The following is an 18509-nucleotide window of genomic DNA, read 5'->3' on the forward strand; positions in this document are numbered from 1 at the left end:
TCCTCTTTTCATCCCCCCCCACGCCTTGCTGTGAGCATATTCAGGCTATGTGGTTGGTGCTGAAAAAGAAATACTTTTGTGGAGAATCCCCGCGCCATGTTTGATCACTTGTCTTTTACCTTTGTCCACCCTCATCCCCGCCGCAAGCCGCGTGGGTGGGTGCCTGTGTGCGCTATGCTGTTGTGTCTGTGCATCAGCCCTGCCATTTCACCCCAGCCTGCGCTCGCTGCACCTGTACTTTCCCCTGTTGATCCGGTGCATGAAACCGGTAGCCAGGTGCTTGAAGCGTGGTCGCACAAACCGGAGTTGCATCACGATATTGCCCAGCTGAGCCCCTTGATTCCTAACGATGCGCCGTGGCTGCGCCACACCGTTTTTAATCTTTATGGAACCCCTACCCGCTACCCGGTGGAGTCGTTGCGTCATTATTCCGCACCGGTGTTGCTCGAACACACACCTGACCCGATGTTTCCCGTGGAACGGCTAAAAATTGCTTCCCCCGCGATGGGCCGGGCGGTGGAAGTGCAGGTGCGTCCCGCCCCGAACCGAAACTTTCAAGCCCCTACTCTTGTGCTTCTCGACGGCGCCACCGCACCGTCGCAATCCGGCTGGTTGCGCGAAGGGCAGGTTCTGGACACGATGAAAAACGAGCAGGTCACACTGATTATGCCCACGGAAGGAACGGGCTCAAATTACGCCGACTGGGCTCAGGACGATCCCTATTTGGGACGGATGAAGTGGGAGACTTTTCTTACACAAGAGCTTCCTGCGGTCATTGAGAATCCAGCATCAGGTTTTAATACTGATGGCCGTCGCTATATTGGTGGTTTATCAATGGGGGGTTCTGCGGCGGTGCGGATTGCTAATAGGCATCCCGATAAATATCGTGGGGTGTTTAGTTTATCGGGTTGCTATTCCACGACGGAGGATACAAGTCGGAATTTCCTTAATTTTGTTACCCGCTCGGTGGGCGGCGACCCCATGTTGACATGGGATGAATCGGGGCGTGCGCGTCACGATACCGTGGCTAATCCACAGGGATTAAAAAAGATGCCGGTCTATATTTTTACCGCCGATGGAAATGTGGTTGAGGCCGATCGGGTGAAGCATCGCACTAATTTGAAGCAATTGGCCGGTGCCACGATTTTAGAAAAGGTGGTGCATGCCTGCACGGTGGAATTTGATCAGTCGCTGCGTTCCCACGGCATTGACCATGCCAAGGTGGTCTACCAGGACGGTGGTATTCATGACTGGATGTATTACAAGCAACAGCTACCTTTAGCGTGGGCTCATATCCGGCAGGGCTGACAGCGCGGGTAGATCGATGATGTAGCTTTCGATTGCATCTGAGTCGATGGTGCCAGCAAAGATAATGTGGCGAAGATCGGCCGAGGCGCTGGCGTGGGGTTCGAGGAAGTACTCAAGGTTGGGGTCGATGCGTTCGGGGCTGCGCCCGGTGTGTGCGACAAGCAGGCGTTTGCCTGCGGGTTTAAGTTCTTGAATCCATAGTGCGTTGAAATACGGTGAGGTGTGCTGTTTCGGGTAGTCGGCACCGTAGTTGGTGGTGTAGGCGTAGCTGGAGATCACAACCCATCCTGGTGTGCGGTGGGCTTGGCCACTGATGTGCGCGGCGTAGGCTTCACCTGGTGCTGGGTAGAGGGGTGACAGTTCAATAATCTCGCCGGTTTTCAGGTTCTGGCTCGTGATCATGCCCCGGCTGTAGTCGGTGGATACGTAGTGGTCGTCGCCGTTGTGGTCGATTGCTAGGTCGGAGTGTTCAGTGGTGGGGCTTAAGGGGTTGTGGTTGCGAAAATCTCGATCCCACATGTGTGTCCCGCCCCCGTCGGCAGTCCAGGAGGCAACCACGAAGTTGCCGCTGGGGCTGAGCGAAATGTGGTCGGGGTTGGCATAAGGTGTGGGGAAATCTGCCGCGTCAAGGGTGCTGATAATGCGCGCGCTTTGTAGATCCACCACAACAAGTCCATGGGTGTGGGTGTGCTGGGTGTTGGCGTCGTAGTGCGCGGCGATCAGTGCAAGATAGCGTCCATCAGCGCTGGTGCGTCCTTCCCCTTTGGTGCTATACGACGTCGCCAATGGCCAGGGGCTGTGGCGTGCAAGGTCGATCAGTGTGCTGTGTTCAAGGGTGTCAACGTTTGTGTGGTACCAGCGGATGCCACCGTTGCGGTCGGTGTGGATGATCCGTTTCGGGTCCTGTGGATCCCACAGGGGCTCGCAGTCGCCAACTAGCTGCGGGAGTGCGCGGATGTGGGTGCCGGTGGCTTGGTTGTAGAGGTGCCAAAAGCCGTGGGAGTCTTGGGCAAGAAAGTAGCTGGCATCGGCGTTGAATGCTTGACGTCTGGAGTATTCGTGCCGTAGATGCGTGGTGTTTTCTTTGCCACTATCGGCGATGGTGGTCGCACGCCTTATGTTCAGCTGTGTTTCGGGTTCGTGCTTGCCACAGCCGCACAAGGACAGAATGATGACTAGTGCTGTGATTAAACGGAAGGGTTTATTCATGCGTTTTGGGAAGTAGTGGGCAACGCTGTGTGTTGCACACAGCGTTGCTTCAACGTGGGCACCGTTTCAGTGGTTATTTGTCGCGTTCGTGGCGTGGTTTGAAGACGTCTGCGCCGATGACGCGGGGGACTACTTTGGGTGCTTCGCCTAGAAGGTCGAGGAGGTTTTTATCCCGTTCTGCTTGTTGGAGTACTCCTTTAACCGCTGTGCGTCGGGTCCGGTTGGTTGTACGCTTGCGATTATTCGCCTGCTGCCCACCACCAGCACCGCCTGCACCACCCATGGGTGCCCCGCCTGCCATCGTTGATCCACGACCACCAGAACCACCAGCACCGCCAGAACCAGCACCAGTACTGGAATTGTTTCCTGCGCCTTGTCCGTTGTTGTAGGGACTGTGACCCCGATGGGACCCACCACCCGAACCAGAGCCCGAACCCGAACCTGAACCTGAACCAGCGCCGGTTGGGTTATGCCCCCTACCAGTGTGTGAGCCACCCGAGCGATGAGAACCACCAGCACCAGCACCTGCACCATAGCCACCAACACCAGCACCATACCCACCTGCACCTGCACCTGTGCCTCTGCCACCACCGGTGCCGGTGCCGGTGGTGGTGTTGGTTCCTCCAACATGGTTGCTACCAGATTGGTGCGGCATCGTATGCGACACCCTATGATGCTGCGTGTTTCCACCGGTAATGTGTGACTGTGCTGTGCCACCAGCATAAGAACCACCACCATAGCCTGCACCTGCGCCTGCACCCCAACCAGTAGCATTACCAACACCACCATGTGTGGTTGGGTGTTGATGGGCATTAAGTGGGTTAATAGTTGCAGGATCAAGCCCTAGCGCGGATTGCTGGGTTGCTACCTGATCTAACACCCGTTCAGCAAGTTCGTGGGGTTCAAGGTCAAGCTCCCTAGCTGCTTGTTGGGTATTCTGTACCCAGTTGGTGGTAGTGATTGTGCTGGTTGCTTCGTTTGTGCTTCCTCCGCCTGCGCCTGCGGGTGCAGGTTCCATCAGGTGGCGTGTTACAGGCATTGCTGCTGTTGCTGCGGTTGCAAGGGCTGTACGGAAGCCTTGGAGGAAAAGTTGTTCTGCTTGTTGGGCAACAACGATGCCTCCTTGGGTGGTGCGGAGTGCGTTGACTTTAGCAACTGCTGCTGTCACCTGTGGGGCAAACCCTGGTGCGATTGCTGATAGCGCGGTGGTAGATTGTGCCATCAGCGCAGCATTCTGAGCGAAGTTCATGCCCGATTGCGCCATGGTAGTAATAGCGGTGTTTGCTTTTTCAAAGGGGGTGCCTTTGTTTGCTGCGATCAGTTCACTGGCCACGCTGTTTAACCGGTCGCTGATTTGTGTTGCTCGTTGAGCTAAACTCCCCCAAATATCTGCAGCTTCTATCGCTGCTGCGTTGTTGGTGGAAGCAAGAGCTGAAGCGAGTTGTTCTAAGCTTGCTGCTTGATTCACAACTGGTGGTGGGAAGTTGAATCCTTCGAATCCTAGGTCAGGGCGGGTAGGGAAATAGACCCTGGGAAACATTGGGACTCCGGTTTCTTCCAGGATGCGATCGAACTCATCGGTGGCAAACCGGTTCATGCCTGAAAGTGAGTAGTAGTTGGCATAGAGGTTTTCTTCCAACCATTTCACTTGACGTTCAAAGGCTGTGAGCATATCAAAGGCACTACCAGCCCCACCATGAAGAACCCGGCCGTGTTGTTCCCCGAGTTGATCTAAACCACTCACCGAAGAAAAACTCCGATCAAGCGGGTTCTTTGAAGAGTACAAAGCGGCAAATTTTGATTCTTGGCTGAGTTGTTCAAGGGTGTGAACGCTGTCAATGATTTGTTGTTTATCCATGAAAAGGGTCATTGGAATCCTCCTTTGGTACGTAGTTTTTCAAGGGTTTCATACGCCTTCCAACACAACTGATCCTTCGTTGGTGTGGCTTTACCTGTATGAGTAAAGGTGACGCTGATTCGTCCATGGGGCGTACTGATTGCAGCATCACAATGATCCGTTGTGTCAAAAGGTGGAACATTGCTGAAGTAGATGCGCTCATCAATACCGGGGAACGTCGCATCAATAACCAACCCGTGATCGCGAAGCCAAGAGTAACGAGCAAAATGGGTTGATACGCTAAACCCTCCGTGTATGCCATCGGTTGTATGGACTTCGCGCATACCACAATCAATGAAGGGAGACGAGTCCCTACTCGTTACTGTTGCTTTTTCTAGTCCGATGCCTGCGAGTTCTTCAGGGGTGAAGGTGTCGCACAGATCGTACAGTGTGTTGTTGGGGTCAAACTTGTCGAAGGCCTCAACGTAGTCCCTGTCTGGTGGCAGGGGGATCATGCTGGGTTTGGGTGGTGACTCCCAGGTTTCAAAGGGATAGGTTTCTTCCGTAGTCGTGCTGTGTGCAGCCTCGGTGGTGTCCTGTGGTGGTGCGCAGCCAGATACCGCCACACCACAAGCAACGAGTGCTGCGAGAATACGTGTGCGCATAAAGTCCTCTCTTAAAACACATGTGCTGGGGTAGGGTTTTGTGCCCTTATATATAAAGACTGGAAAATCAGGGTGTGCGTTCCCAAAATTTTTTCCCACCCAGAGAGCACACCCCTATGCGGGGGTAAATGATGGTGGTGGCTGGTTGGGGTTTTAGGTGAAGTTGCCTTTGGTACGTAGTTTTTCAAGTATTTCGTAAGCCTTCCAGCACAACTCATCCTTCGTTGCTTTCGCTTTACCTGTATGTCCGAAGGTGACACTGATCCGCCCATGTTTCGTGCTGATGGCAGCATCACAATGTATATTTTCATCTTCCCTAGGCAAGTTGCTGAAGTAGATGCGCTCATCAATGCCGGGGAACGTCGCGTCAATAATCAACCCGTGATCACGCATCCAGGAATAGCGCGCAAAATGAGTGCTGACATTAAAGAAGCCATCGACGCCTTTTACAGGCGGCAATTCGCGCATGCCACAATCAATGAAGGGAGACGAGTCCCTACTCGTTACAGTTGCTTTTTCGAATCCGATGTCTGCGAGTTGTTCAGGGGTGAGTGTGTCGCACAGATCGTACAGTGTGTTGTTGGGGTCAAACTTGTCGAAGGCCTCAACGTATTCCCTGTCTGGCGGCAGGGGGATCATGCTGGGTTTGGGCGGTGACTCCCACGTTTCAAAGGGATAGGTTTCTTCAGTAGTCGTGCTGTGCGCGGATTGGGTGTCCTGTGGTGGCGTACAACCAGAAAGTGTCACGGCGCAACAGGTGGCAAGTGCTGTGAGAATACGTGTGCGCATAAAGTCCTCTCTTAAAACACATGTGCTGGGGTAGGGTTTTGTGCCCTTATATATAAAGACTGGGAAAAGGTTCTTTGCGTTCCAAAAATTTTTCCCCACTCGGAGAGCACACCCTCATTTGGGGGTGCTTGTGGTTGATGTTGAGGGTTTTAGGTGAAGTTGCCTTTGGTACGTAGTTTTTCAAGTATTTCGTAAGCCTTCCAGCACAACTCATCCTTCGTTGGTGTGGCTTTACCAGTGTGTGAAAAAGTGATCGTGATGCGCCCATGTTTCGTGCTGATGGCAGCATCACAGTGCTTATTTTCATCTTCCCTAGGCAGGTTGCTGAAATAGATGCGCTCATCAATGCCGGGGAACGTCGCGTCAATAACCAACCCGTCTTCACGAAGCCAGGAATACGGAACAAAATGAGTTGAAACGTTAAATGGCCCATGGATGCCGTCGGTTGTATGGACTTCGCTCATGCTGCAATCAATGAAGGAAGAAGAGTTTTTCCTAGTCATAGAGGTTTTTTCGAGTCCGATTTCTGCGAGTTCTTCAGGGGTGAAGGTGTCGCACAGATCGTACAGTGTGTTGTTGGGGTCATCCTTATCAAAGGCCTCAACGTATTCCCTGTCTGGTAGCAGGGGGATCATGCTGGGTTTGGGTGGTGACTCCCAGGTTTCAAAAGGGTAGGTTTCTTCAGTAGTCGTGCTGTGCGCGGATTGGGTGTCCTGTGGTGGCGTGCAGCCAGAAAGTGTCACGGCGCAACAGGTGGCAAGCGCTGTGAGAATACGTATGCGCATTAAACCTCCCGTGGGGTTGTGCTTCGGGTAGTTCTGTGCCCCAATATATAAACACTGCACAATGAGCGTGTATGTTTCCACAATTTTCCCCGTGGAGAACAGTAAGCACGCCGATTGGGGAGAATTCGTGCTGTCCATGTCTGTGCCGCAGCATTTTTCGCAGTGCTGTTCGTGTTTCAAAAAGTCCTGCGGTGGAGCAATCCGCAATCCCAATCCACACCCCCACTGCCCACTGAGCCCTGTTGGGCCAGTACTCATTGCGGCAGGGCGCGCCACGGCTGCGTCGATAAATGTTGTTGATTATGCGATCGTGGGCATTGGTGTGCCGAAGAGTCCTCGCAAGCGACTCTTGAGGGGGTTAGCTGGCAGGATTGTTGTGCGCTTGCTTTTCACGCATCGTCTCATTGCGCATCGGCACTGTCTATTTGCGTGTCCTCATCAATCGCGGTGAGTGCTGCTTTTCACCACGAATGAAAAATAGTGGCTAACCCATAAATAAAGCTTTCGGCTAAGCTTTAGTGTATTAATTGCCGCCAATTGGCATAACTGGATTTCGTTTCCATTTATGTGTGGGGGTTCGTTCAAATAGCAGGGGCTTTGTATTGTGAATCGTATAAAAAATCTGGTGGCTGTTGTGCTCAGCACAGCACTGGTGGCATCGGTACCGAGTGTGGCTTATGCCCAATCAAATGATCTTTCCAGCGAAAGTTCTTCAGATTTCTTTTACGAGCTAGGTGCTGAAGCTTTAAGCCAGTGGTCGCATATTCCTACTGTTTCTAGTGATTTGAACGAGCTGTTTAAAACTTTCCACGCCCATACGCATTGGCAGGGTTTCCCCATTTGGAATTTATATGGCAACCCCACCCCTTATCCAACGTCGCAGGCGCAGAGCTTTGACCGCCCTGAGTTGTTAAGGCGGGAGCCGGATGAGCGTTTCCCAGTGGAGCGGTTATTTATTTCTTCCCCTGCTATGGGGCGGGTGGTTCAGGTTCAGGTGCGCTACCCACAGGATCGCTCAAAGCCTGCACCAATGTTGACCATTTTGGATGGGGTGACTGCCCCACGTCAGTCGGGTTGGTTGCGTGAGGGCAATATTTTAGGTGCGATGGCCAATGAGCATGTGACGGTGGTGATGCCAACTGAGGCCACAGGTTCTAATTACACGGACTGGTCTGCCGATGATCCGTTTTTGGGGCGCATGAAGTGGGAGACTTTCCTGATTCACGAGCTGCCGCAGGTTCTAGAGGATCCAGCAACGGGAATGAATTTTGATGGGACTCGTTTTATCGGCGGCTTGTCCATGGGCGGTTCGGCAGCTGTTCGTTTGGCAAACCTGTATCCGGATCGTTTCGCGGGCGTGTTTAGTGTGTCGGGTTGTTATTCTTCGGTGAATACTTCAGGCCGCGAGTTTTTCAATTTCATTACTCGTAGCGTGGGCGGTTCCCCTGATTTGACCTGGGGTCGAGGTGTGACTGAGCAGCGGCGACGTAATGATACTGTGGCTAATCCTTCAGGTTTGAAGGATATGCGGGTGTATTTATTTACTTCTGATGGTGCGGTGACTGCGCAGGATCGGGAGTTTTATCGTCAGTATGGTGTCAGTGAGTTGTTTGGTGGCATTGTGCTGGAGAAGATGGTGAACCGGTGTACCCGCGAGTTGGATGATTCGATGCGTGCGCATGGCATGACTCATCAGCGTGTTGATTATCAAATCGGCGGTATTCATGATTGGCCGTACTATAAGGCGCAGTTGCCTGTCGCGTGGGCGCATGTCGCGCAGGGCAAGTACACATACTCATAGCACTTGTGCTTATCGACGCCTCCACCAAGCCCGATACGCAACGCAGCGCTTGCTCCTCCCGCAGGAGGTAAAAATGGCGCAGCACGGTGATGTTTGTGCTGCTAGTTACGGCTATCCCCCGCATTTTTACAGTGCGGGGGATATTTTTAGCGGTTTAGCGCAGGCCGCTGAGCCATGCCACTAGTGCGCCGAGTCCAAGTGCGGAGAAAATGGAGCTGACTGTAATGATCAGCGTGCGCCACCAGGTGGTGGGAGCTTCCGGCTGTTGTGGAGTGCGTTCTTCTGACTTGTCCGGGTCGGCCTCAGGAGTCGCTTCTGGTTTTACATTGGGTTCAGCCTCAGGTTGTGGCTCAGGCTGTGCCTCAGTTTGTTCTGGGTCTTGGTTTTCCAGTGGTTTTTCTTGCGTGTTTGGCTTAACCTCTGGAATTTCAGGTGCCGGGGTATTGGGTACTTCTGTTATTTCCGGCATTTCTGGTGCCGGTGGGATAACAGGTGCATCGGTGCTCGACGGGGCATGGTCTTCTGCTGTGTCTAAAGTAGGTGCTTCCTCTTTAGCCTTAGGTGGTGTTGCACCGTTGGGCACTGATTTGATGGTTTGGTTAATCCACTCCAAATGGGGGTTTAGTGGTGCTAGGTGGATGAATTGGCGGTTACCAAAACCGAAGTGGGACACCACACCTGAGACTTCCCCATTAATAAACAGCGATCCGCCGGAGTCGCCACGGCCAGCAACTGCATCACCAAGGTACTGCACCTCAAGGGTTTGCTTATTCCAAATGTGGCCGGAGTAATCATATTTTCCTGCGGCAATCTCGGCGTACTTCAATCGGTTCATGGTGCCGTTGCCCCAGCCGTAGATTTTTCCCTTGGTCCTAAACTCCACATCGGCGGTGCGGATTTTCGGGTAGTGTGCAAGCTCCATGTAGTCGGGCACATACACCAAGGCAATATCACCGTAGGGGGCGTAGACTGCTTTTTCAGCTTTATAGGTGCGAGAATCAGCATGGTCTTTAAATGGCCGGTTGAATCCGGTCATTACTGATCGGGTCGTATCGGCCACTTCCGTGCAGTGGCGTGCGGTGAGTACCCAGTGGGGGTCAATGATTGTGCCGGTGCAGGCGTCGATTTGGACTACTGCTTTGGCCCATTCCTCATTGTCGGGAACTTCTGTGCCACCGACCATGGCCTGTGCTGGGGCAAGCCCAGCGAGGGTGCAGGCTGTGGCAGTTACTAGGGTTGTGAGTACTTTTCTCACGAACATTCTCCTTATATGTTGTTGTAGGGCTTAAAAAGTTAGCTGGTGTGATCCACACTTTTAGGCACAGGGGGTTTGGTTGGGGCTTGAATACATCACGCCTTACACATATGTACAACCTGAGTGGGATCTGATTTATTCCCTAATTTTATTGGTGGTTCGTCACAGTCCTATCATTCCAGAGGTGTTAATTGCATCTCATTCCCAATAGTCCACCGCGCACACCACAACGCGCTACTTACTCACACGCTCCTACCCTGGTGCTCATTACTTTTCCGACTGCTTGGTTGCCCACGCTGTGCTTTCGCAGTGGCCTGGGTTGTGTTGTGCTTTGGCGTGTGTTGTTGGGTGTGTGTTTCTCTTCTTGGCTTTTGCGTGGGGTAAAAGGATATGTTTAAAAAGATCCTGCTTGTTTCTTTTTTTAGCCTTTGCCAGCGAAGGAGTATCGCCTATGGCTTCCGCCACAGTTCATCCAGTCCCGGTCCGACATCCCGTTGATCACGTTCCTCCCGCCCCAAAACTTGTAGCTTTGGGTTTGCAGCATGTGCTCGCGTTTTATGCGGGTGCGGTGATTGTGCCGCTGCTGATTGCGGGTAGTTTGAATCTTGATACTGAAACAACGATTCACCTTATTAATGCTGATCTGCTGACGTGTGGTATTGCGACGTTGATTCAGGTTGTGGGTGTGGGTCGGCATGTTGGTGTGCGTTTGCCGATTATTCAGGGTGTGACTACCACTGCGGTTGCGCCGATTATTGCGATTGGTATGGGGGTTACTGATGGCAAGGGTGGTGTTGAATCGCTGCCGACTGTGTATGGTGCGGTGATTGTTGCTGGTTTGTTTACGTTTTTCGCTACTCCAGTTTTTGCGCGTTTCTTGAAGTTCTTCCCTCCTGTTGTCACTGGTTCGGTGTTGCTGGTGATGGGTACGTCGTTGCTGGTGGTGTCGGCGAATGATTTTACGAATTATGCTTCCGGCACGCCGGCGTTGAAGGATCTTGGCTATGCGGGCGGCACGTTGTTGATTATTGTGTTGGCGCAGCGTTTCTTTAAGGGCTTTTTGGGCACGTTGGCTGTGTTGATGGGCTTGGTTGTGGGCACTGTGACTGCGCTTATTTTAGGCGATGCTTCTTTGGATGCTGTGGGTGAGGCGAGTGCTGTGGGTATTACGACGCCGTTTTATTTTGGTGTTCCGCAGTTTAATGTTGCTGCGATTTTCTCCATGGTTATCGTGATGATTATTACGATGGTGGAGACTACTGGCGATGTGTTTGCTACTGGCGAGATTGTGAAGAAGCGGATTCGTCGTAATGATATTAAGCGTGCTCTTCGCGCGGATGGTTTGTCCACCTTTTTAGGTGGTGTGATGAATTCTTTCCCGTATACGTGTTTTGCGCAGAACGTGGGTTTGGTGCGTATTACGAATGTGAAGTCGCGGTGGGTTGCTGCGGCTGCGGCGGGTTTCATGATTGTGTTGGGTTTGTTGCCTAAAGCTGGTGCTGTGGTGGCGTCGATTCCGCACCCGGTGTTGGGTGGTGCGTCGTTGGCGATGTTTGCCACTGTTGCGTGGGTGGGGTTGCAGACTATTGCGAAGGCTGATTTGAATGACAATCGGAATGCGGTGATTGTCACTACTGCGCTGGGGTTGGCTATGTTGGTCACGTTTAAGCCCTCCATTGCGGATGCGTTGCCTGAGTGGTCGCGTATTTTTGTTTCTTCGGGCATGTCGATTGGTGCGCTGACTGCGATTGTGTTGAATATTGTGTTTTTCCATATTGGTCGTCAGTCTGGTTCTGATGTTGCGCGTACTGCTGCGGGTGGGGTGAGTTTGGAGCAGATTAATGCGATGGGTCGTGATGAGTTTGTGGCGACGTTACGTCCTCTGTTTAATCAGCAGACATGGCCGTTGGAGAGTGCGTGGGAGGCGCGTCCGTTTGCTGATGTCAACCAGTTGCGTGAGGCGATTCAGGTGGCGGTGCTCACGGCGTCGGATGAGCGTAAGTTTGCGTTGATTGAAGATTATCCGGATATGGCAACGCTTGTGCTTGCCGACGCCGATTCCGCCCACGCGATTTCTGCTGATCGCGGCTCGATTGGGCTTGATGAGCTTGACGACGTCGAACGCGAGCGCATCCTGGATATTTCGGCTGCGTACCGTGAGCGTTTTGGCCTGCCGTTTGTGGCGTATTTGTCTACGAATGACACGGTGGATTCTATTATTGAGTCGGGTGTGCGCCGTTTGTCGAATTCGGATCAGCAGGAAAAGCGTGTGTTGCTCACGGAGATCGTGGAGATTGCCAACGATCGTTTCGATATTCTGCTTGCTGATGCCAACCCGGTGCGTTCGGCGTGGGATCGGAAGTTTACTGAGGTGGAGTAGCTTCTCCCCCACATAAAAAGAACGCGTGCTTATAAAAAGGCAGGGAAGAACACGTGTCTTCCTTGCCTTTTACCATTGGTGGGCATGCAGGTGCTGGTGGATTATGTGTGCTAGTTCAATGAGTTGGGTTTCGTGGTGTTCTTTTCCTGCGATGTGGATGGAGACCGGCAGCTTGTCTTGGGTGTCGATGCCGACGGGAACTGCGATCGCTGGGTGGCCTGTGACATTGAATAATGAGGTGTAGGCGGCATAGGGCGCGGCGGCGTATTGGGCGGTGAGGGCGTTTTTCTTGGTCAAGATTCCGGCGGGTGCGGGGCGTGCCCCAATGGTGGGTGTGATGATGACGTCAACGGTGGTGAAAATATCGTTGAGTACACGTTGGTAGTGTTTCCCACGCTTTTTCGCCCAGGTGATTCCGCGCTGCCCGATGATCGTGCCGATGCGGCCTAGGTGCTGGGTGCGTCTTTCGAGTTTTTCAGGCTGGTTGAATCGGCTGAATTCGTCGCTGATCCCGCCGAAGTATTGGGGCAAGAAGGCGTCTGCTGGGGTGGGAAGTTGAATGTCTGTCACGGCCCCTAGTAGTTGGGCTGCGGTTTGTGCTGCCCGTACGTGACTGTCCGGTGGGGTGATTCCTGGAAGCCCGCTTGCGGTTGAAAGACCAACCACGAGGTTTTCTGTGTGTCCGGTGCGCATGGTGGTGGCGTCGTCGGCAAGCACTGCGAGGATGAGCGCAAGGTCGCGCGCGCTGCGGGCAAGCGGACCTGTCACCCCCAGATCGTGCCACAGGTGCGGGTGCGGGTCGCAGCTAATGCGCCCACGCTGCGGTTTAATCCCGAACAGCCCGCAGCAGGCGGCGGGGATTCGGATCGACCCGCCCCCATCCCCGCCGATCGCAACCGGCACCATGCCTGCCGCGACCGCTGCGGCCGTCCCGCCCGACGAACCGCCGGGCGAAAACTGCAGGTTGAGCGGGTTGCGGGTAATCCCGGAATGTTCCGATTCGGTAAACGGCCACGCCCCGCATTCCGGCATGCGGGTGGTGCCGATAATGATCGCCCCCGCCGCGCGCAACCGTGCAACCAGCGCACTGTCGGTCGCACATGGGTCAGTGTTTGCCCGCGTGCCGTAGCTGGTGGGGATGCCTGCGATATCATTTTCCGCTTTGATCGCGATCGGCACACCGTGAAGTCGCCCGCGCATGTCAGCGGGCATGGCGTCGAGCTCACGTGCCCGCGCAATGGCGGCGTCGGCGAAGACGCGCTCGAATGCGCGCAGTGTGGGGTCGAGTTGCTGGATTTTCTCAAGACAGTAACGCACGCCTGCTTCGGCGTTGTCTGTGCCTGCCCACGCGGTGGCGTCCATAGTGGAAAAAGATGTCATTGTGTCAATGTAGCAAGCCCAAGGCGCACCTGACCCCACTTTCAGCCCAACCAGCCCGCGCCTACTTGTGCGCACGCAGCATTCCCCCACCCTAAGCGCGCTACTCGACTTTTCCACCTCCCACCCACACACCAGCACCCCGTTAACGCACAAAGGTCGAGCTGGCTTCACCCGCGCGTATCGACGCCCTCTCACCCCATCCGCACTACTCGACTTTTCCGCCTCCCGCACTCCCAAAACGCGACCTTCAACGGGCAAAGGTCGAGTGTGCGCCTGTTCTCGCCCGCGCGTATCAACGCCCCAACATCACCTCAATCGACGTTGCTCGACTTTTCTTCCGCCCACACGCCTGAAATCACCCCTTCTGTGCGTAAAGGTCGAGTTAGCAATAAGCCAGCGAAGCACAAGTATCGGATCTATCAAGCCATTTAAGCTTTATCGGAAGTATCGACACAGCGTGGCATCCTTCCCAGTTATCGACGCTCTTCTCGAATCGCACTCATTCTTCAGCTCAGAAAGAACGTGACAGTGCCGCGTTGGAACAATCCTGCATAAAATCGCGGAATACAACAACCCATACAAGCGCGGGTTATCAAGTTTCTACCACACCGTGTCGCACACCGCCCTGGGCCACAAAAAACCTCAGTACCTCACCTCGGGATTTTTCATGGGGTGGGGGAAAGCATTGTGGTTTGGTTGCGATACTGCTCATAAAAACTGGGGTTCAACCCTGATGCGCTGCCCCTACGATGCTATTTTTCACTTAAAGGTATGATGTCGCGGCGATGCCCCACGTCAACAACATTGACAATCACACCAGCTTCATGGAATGAGGCAACCACCCGATAGTCCCCCACTCGCCATCTCCACAAGCCAGATTTGTCTCCGATTAGGCCTTTACCCCGAACTCGGGGATCTTCTCATGCTGCAACCTCGCGGAGAAACTTACTTATCTGCTTTTGGACGGGCTTGTCCAACTTTCGAAACGATTTGGCAGCACGTGGAGTGAAATTAATCGACCAAACCACACTCATCCTCTAGATCTTCAAGAGAAATTGTCTCCAGCTCACCTTTACGAGCCGCCTCTGCTTCTGTCTCAAGTTCATAAATATACTCAAGCTGGTCCAGGTAAGCGTCCAAAGCTTTTCGAAGATAAAAAGCCCCAGACCTACCAGTCTTCAATGCAAGTGCATCAAGACGCTCCTTCTGCCGCGCATCCACACGCAAGCTAATCACCGCACCACTCATGTAAACATGTTTACAACATGGGTATCAGTTTGTCTAGCCCATACAACAGGGCGAAATATTCCCAGAAGAGCTTCGCACTAGTGGTTGCCACACAGTGCTGAACCCAACCGATGATCGATTCCCCCTACGCCACTTGGGATTTTCCTTGTGCATACCGCCATACCCCCAACGCCCATTACGTTGTTGAGTAGTTCTTCATTGAGAGCCGAATGTTCATAGCGCGTCCCCTTTGTGGACGGATTATGTCAATCGCAGTTGCAGCGATACTCCTTCTGGATGGGATCTATCGACACACCAATACCGCCAGAAATCTCCAGACTACTCAACAACAATTCAAAACCTGACTAAAATGTCACAAGTCGGGAATAAAAAGGTGGTTGAGTGCTTCTTTTTCATTCGAAGCACTCAACCACTAGACCTTAAATACTTGAGCAAATCTCGTAGAGAGCATTCTCAACACTTGCCCCAATCCGGAAACCATTAACGTAATCATTTGGTTCTCGCCCATAAAAACCAATCAAGTTACCGTTTTTCGCAGTAACCACGTAGAACCTTCCGTTACCGCTCCGCTCCTTCCGCACACGATCTGCTCCAAAACGCTCACTAAGATCCTTCATCTGATGCACGTTTGGTAAAATCGTAACACCATCAATGCTGATGGATTGTGAGGAGTTCCACACTACAAAAGTAGCAACCCTGCCGTTCTTCACTACAACATGTGTAAGGATGCGCAGAACTCTTGTAAAGCGAACAAGCATTAGCTCCCGCCCCTGGATCGAACCGCTCAAAAGTCAGTATTCCTTTCACCTTCTGCTCCGGATCACCTAGCCGAATAGACATAAATCCATCCTGTGTAAACGTCACATGCGAAGGCTCAGGATCATCCTTGTATTTGATTGGGATTGTCAGGCGTGTTGTTGTTAATCCCGCTAGTGCATCTGCTGTCAATTGTGCGCCGAAACCTGTTGCGATGCGTAGAGCATTTAGAAAAAAGACTTTGGATTTTAACGCTTTTTCCGCTGCTTCGGATTGTAGACGGCTGATTGCATTTTCCTTCATTGAATCTGCCATAACAGACGCTATTTCACCAGCGCATTTGGTAGAGCTGTAACCTATCTGCTCTAGGCTATACTTCTCGCCGAGATCAACCCCACAACGAGCACCAACAATCAACGCTACTAACTTCGGATCCAGATCGAGATATTCCTTAATAAGCTCATTCATAGCAACAAAAGCTACTTGTTCCCCAAAACTAGGGTGAGTAGTACTAATCGAAAGTGAGCCAGCAGATCGTACATCCTCTTCGCTAAAATACAGAGTCTGCGTTCCACCAGGTGCTGTCAGCCCACCGGAATCAGTAGTGAAAATATTTAGCGGCTCGACGGGAAACTCAAGAAAGAGTTTTTTCGCAACCGTCCATGTCGATAGACCGGTATCGAAATCAACTGGTTTCACGTTCGAATGCACATGAATCGGGAATGAACGGCTATTCACAACCTTAATTTGCAACAAACCATCACTGCCCCCAGCGCAATACTTCACCGGTGCATGCCTATTCACTTCAAAATATGATGGCTGAGCACTGACCCACGCAGGGATTTTCCCGTCACATTCAGGAGCAGCAGCTTGCATACCTGACGTCAGTTGAAAACCGTGGCTGACAATCTCAGCACCTGTTCCCAGATGGCTCATGAACTCTTTCGTCGCTCCAATAGGGTCCCGCCACACAGCTTGAGTGCCTTCACCGAGGATTTCTATGGGTGTTGATATCGCTTGAAGAACCTTCTCAGAACCTGGCGGAAAACGTAGCCACGGCACAATACGTGTGAGGTGATCGATCTTCGCGACGATTGTTTTCCTATCAGAACTTAACGTGGAATCGATAGGAATCCACATGTTATCCTGCTCATCCCAATACAAGAATCCATAAACAGCACCTTCGGGAATTGCCCGGGAGAAAGTATGGGTAATAGTAATACCCTGTGCAGCAACCTCAGGGCTTGCGGTGTAATCCACCGGCATCGCAGTGACCGAACCAGCCGCCCACTGAGCCAAAGCGGCAAATGCTTCTTGATCTTCTTTCTCAAAAGTCACACTCGCAGTTACCTTTGCCTGTGGATCAGAAAGTTGAATACTGCGGTTAGGGAACTTCAGGCCACCAGTGCCTTCAACCTTCTTGGTACCATTCGGGCCATCGCTAAAAGCATCGTATTTAATAGGAGTCGATGAGCCTGAAGCGCCGCCACGAACAAAGCCCACAATCGCGGCTACGATCGCGGCCAGCACAGCCATAATGCCAATGCCCACAATCCACGGGATTTTCACCGGCCCAAGGTCAATCACATTATCTTTCAACAGACTACCGAAATCAGCAGTATAGAAAGGGGAAAAGCCAGCATCTGATACGTCTTCCCCGCGCTCTTCAGCCTGCTCTTGCACAGCCACGGTGGCTGTATTGTCAGAAAAAACAATGGGAATAGGTGGCGGATCAACCGCAACCGCTACATGTTGGCTGCTCATACCAAAAATAGCAACAACGCTCACGACTGAAATAAACAAGGCTCGAAGCCGATACAGTAATTTCCTCATACACCACATCATAAAGTGGCAACTGTTCTACCACAGCAGAAATGGTGCCATGAACTTCACCACTTTCAAGGCACAGCTCCGACCATCAATTCAACCGCCACCAGCACTAACACTGCGATCAGTCACGGCGTCGATAAGCTCAGTGCTGCGCCCACGCTTGTTCAAGTACCGTCCAGTGCTGCTCGCTCAGCTTGCTGGCGGGGGTCACGGACACACTGCGCGCACCCGCTTTCGCCGCAAGACGCAGCGCACGCGACAACTCACGTGCACTAATCGTGCGATCATCATCAGCCCACAACCCAATCGACAACGCATAACGCCCAGACCCCACACTCGCATTCAAACCCCGCGCCAAATCATCCGTATAACCAGCACCCCGAGCAGACAAACCAAAATAATTCCACACATTAATTAACTCACTACTAGCCAACAGCTGCTCGTAATCATGCCCCGACTCAGCCCGATCCCCCGTCGGCGAATCCCACGAAGCCCGCACATCCACAACCAACCCCACACCCGGCGGAAACCCCTCACGCATCCGCGCAACCAGCCCCGACAACACCGACGAACGCCACCGCGCAATACTGTCATGAGACACATCAATCTGACCACCTTTCAGACGCGGCCAGTCCTTACGCCCACTAAAGCGGCGAAAATCAGCTAAATCATCATCACCAAACGTGAAATCATCAAAATGCAACTCCGACAACGCAACAAAATCAGGGCGATAACGACTGGCAACCGCAACCGCATACGCCACCAACCGATCCCCCACAACCCCATGACTCAACTGCGACGCACTCGCCTGAAACTCCGAAGAACGCCCCGCAGAATCAACCCCCGCCAACGCCTGCTCCTCCTCAATCAAACGCGGAACAAACGCATCAATCGTCAACGTCACCTCCCTATCCCCCACATGCGACAACGCGCGAGCAAGCAAATCCTCAGCCACAGCCGAATCAGCAGAATACGCATCCGGAAACTCCTCCCACATAAACGGAGTCCACTCCACCCTGCCCGCACTCAACGCCACAGCATTCGCATTGATTGCACGCAAACGCCGCTCAGCCCGCGCCCAATCAAAATCAGCATCAGACACATCCTCATAACCAAAACTCACAGCACGCACCGCCGGTGGCGCAGGCACCAACACCAACCCCTTCAACCCCACAACCACACAACCTATCGCCACTAAAACCAACGCTAAAAACAACAGTTTCCGCACAACCGACTTTCGCACCTCTTCCTCCCTCTTTCCCTCAT

At 52.9% G+C, this 18509-nt stretch carries 14 protein-coding genes; 3 read left to right on the top strand and 11 right to left on the bottom strand.

Going from position 1 to position 18509, the window contains the following annotated elements; genetic code table 11:
• The first annotated feature begins 78 nt into the window (after positions 1-78).
• Complete coding sequence (locus CFELI_RS09955; protein ID WP_277105350.1) at positions 79-1308, top strand: alpha/beta hydrolase; 1230 nt, start codon at positions 79-81, stop codon at positions 1306-1308.
• Here the strand turns inward: CFELI_RS09955 and CFELI_RS09960 are convergent.
• From CFELI_RS09960 to CFELI_RS09980, 5 genes are all read right to left on the bottom strand, one after another.
• Entirely contained in the window at positions 1279-2517 is a 1239-nt protein-coding gene (locus tag CFELI_RS09960) for a WD40 repeat domain-containing protein (protein WP_277105351.1), read from the bottom strand. The two genes, CFELI_RS09955 and CFELI_RS09960, sit on opposite strands and share 30 nt — an antisense overlap.
• A 73-nt stretch (positions 2518-2590) precedes the next feature.
• Positions 2591-4387, bottom strand: coding sequence for a hypothetical protein (locus tag CFELI_RS09965; RefSeq protein WP_290258994.1), 1797 nt, complete (start codon positions 4385-4387; stop codon positions 2591-2593).
• Positions 4384-5019, bottom strand: a complete 636-nt coding sequence (locus CFELI_RS09970) for a hypothetical protein (protein WP_277104317.1) — start codon at positions 5017-5019, stop codon at positions 4384-4386. Before CFELI_RS09970 ends, CFELI_RS09965 begins: the two co-directional genes overlap by 4 nt.
• A gap of 153 nt (positions 5020-5172) precedes the next feature.
• Positions 5173-5808, bottom strand: a complete 636-nt coding sequence (locus CFELI_RS09975; protein WP_277104316.1) for a DUF3558 domain-containing protein — start codon at positions 5806-5808, stop codon at positions 5173-5175.
• 149 nt (positions 5809-5957) lie between these two features.
• Complete coding sequence (locus CFELI_RS09980) at positions 5958-6593, bottom strand: DUF3558 family protein (RefSeq protein WP_277104315.1); 636 nt, start codon at positions 6591-6593, stop codon at positions 5958-5960.
• Positions 6594-7197: 604 nt separating this feature from the next.
• On the opposite strand from CFELI_RS09980, the gene CFELI_RS09985 reads away from it, so the two are divergent.
• A complete protein-coding gene (locus tag CFELI_RS09985) occupies positions 7198-8394 on the top strand; it encodes an alpha/beta hydrolase (RefSeq protein WP_277104314.1) in 1197 nt (398 codons plus the stop codon).
• 154 nt (positions 8395-8548) lie between these two features.
• Here CFELI_RS09985 and CFELI_RS09990 read toward each other — a convergent pair whose 3' ends face one another.
• Positions 8549-9649 (bottom strand): trypsin-like serine protease, encoded by a 1101-nt coding sequence (locus tag CFELI_RS09990; RefSeq protein ID WP_277104313.1) that lies wholly within the window; start codon positions 9647-9649, stop codon positions 8549-8551.
• Positions 9650-10100: 451 nt separating this feature from the next.
• On the opposite strand from CFELI_RS09990, the gene CFELI_RS09995 reads away from it, so the two are divergent.
• Complete coding sequence (locus CFELI_RS09995; RefSeq protein ID WP_277104312.1) at positions 10101-12029, top strand: solute carrier family 23 protein; 1929 nt, start codon at positions 10101-10103, stop codon at positions 12027-12029.
• A 69-nt stretch (positions 12030-12098) separates the two neighbouring features.
• Here the strand turns inward: CFELI_RS09995 and CFELI_RS10000 are convergent, their stop codons facing one another.
• The 5 genes from CFELI_RS10000 to CFELI_RS10020 form a co-directional block, all read right to left on the bottom strand.
• Positions 12099-13409, bottom strand: a complete 1311-nt coding sequence (locus tag CFELI_RS10000) for an amidase family protein (RefSeq protein WP_277104311.1) — start codon at positions 13407-13409, stop codon at positions 12099-12101.
• Between the two features lie 752 nt (positions 13410-14161).
• A complete protein-coding gene (locus CFELI_RS10005) occupies positions 14162-14299 on the bottom strand; it encodes a type II toxin-antitoxin system RelE family toxin (RefSeq protein WP_277104318.1) in 138 nt (45 codons plus the stop codon).
• A gap of 121 nt (positions 14300-14420) precedes the next feature.
• A complete protein-coding gene (gene relB / locus CFELI_RS10010) occupies positions 14421-14657 on the bottom strand; it encodes a type II toxin-antitoxin system RelB family antitoxin (RefSeq protein WP_277104310.1) in 237 nt (78 codons plus the stop codon).
• 648 nt (positions 14658-15305) lie between these two features.
• A complete protein-coding gene (locus CFELI_RS10015) occupies positions 15306-17201 on the bottom strand; it encodes a hypothetical protein (RefSeq protein ID WP_277104309.1) in 1896 nt (631 codons plus the stop codon).
• A 184-nt stretch (positions 17202-17385) separates the two neighbouring features.
• On the bottom strand, positions 17386-18486 hold the full coding sequence (locus CFELI_RS10020; protein WP_277104308.1) for a hypothetical protein: 1101 nt from the start codon (positions 18484-18486) through the stop codon (positions 17386-17388).
• Between the last annotated feature and the right edge of the window lie 23 nt (positions 18487-18509).

Source organism: Corynebacterium felinum (assembly GCF_030408755.1).
GTDB classification, from domain to species: Bacteria; Actinomycetota; Actinomycetes; order Mycobacteriales; family Mycobacteriaceae; genus Corynebacterium; species Corynebacterium felinum.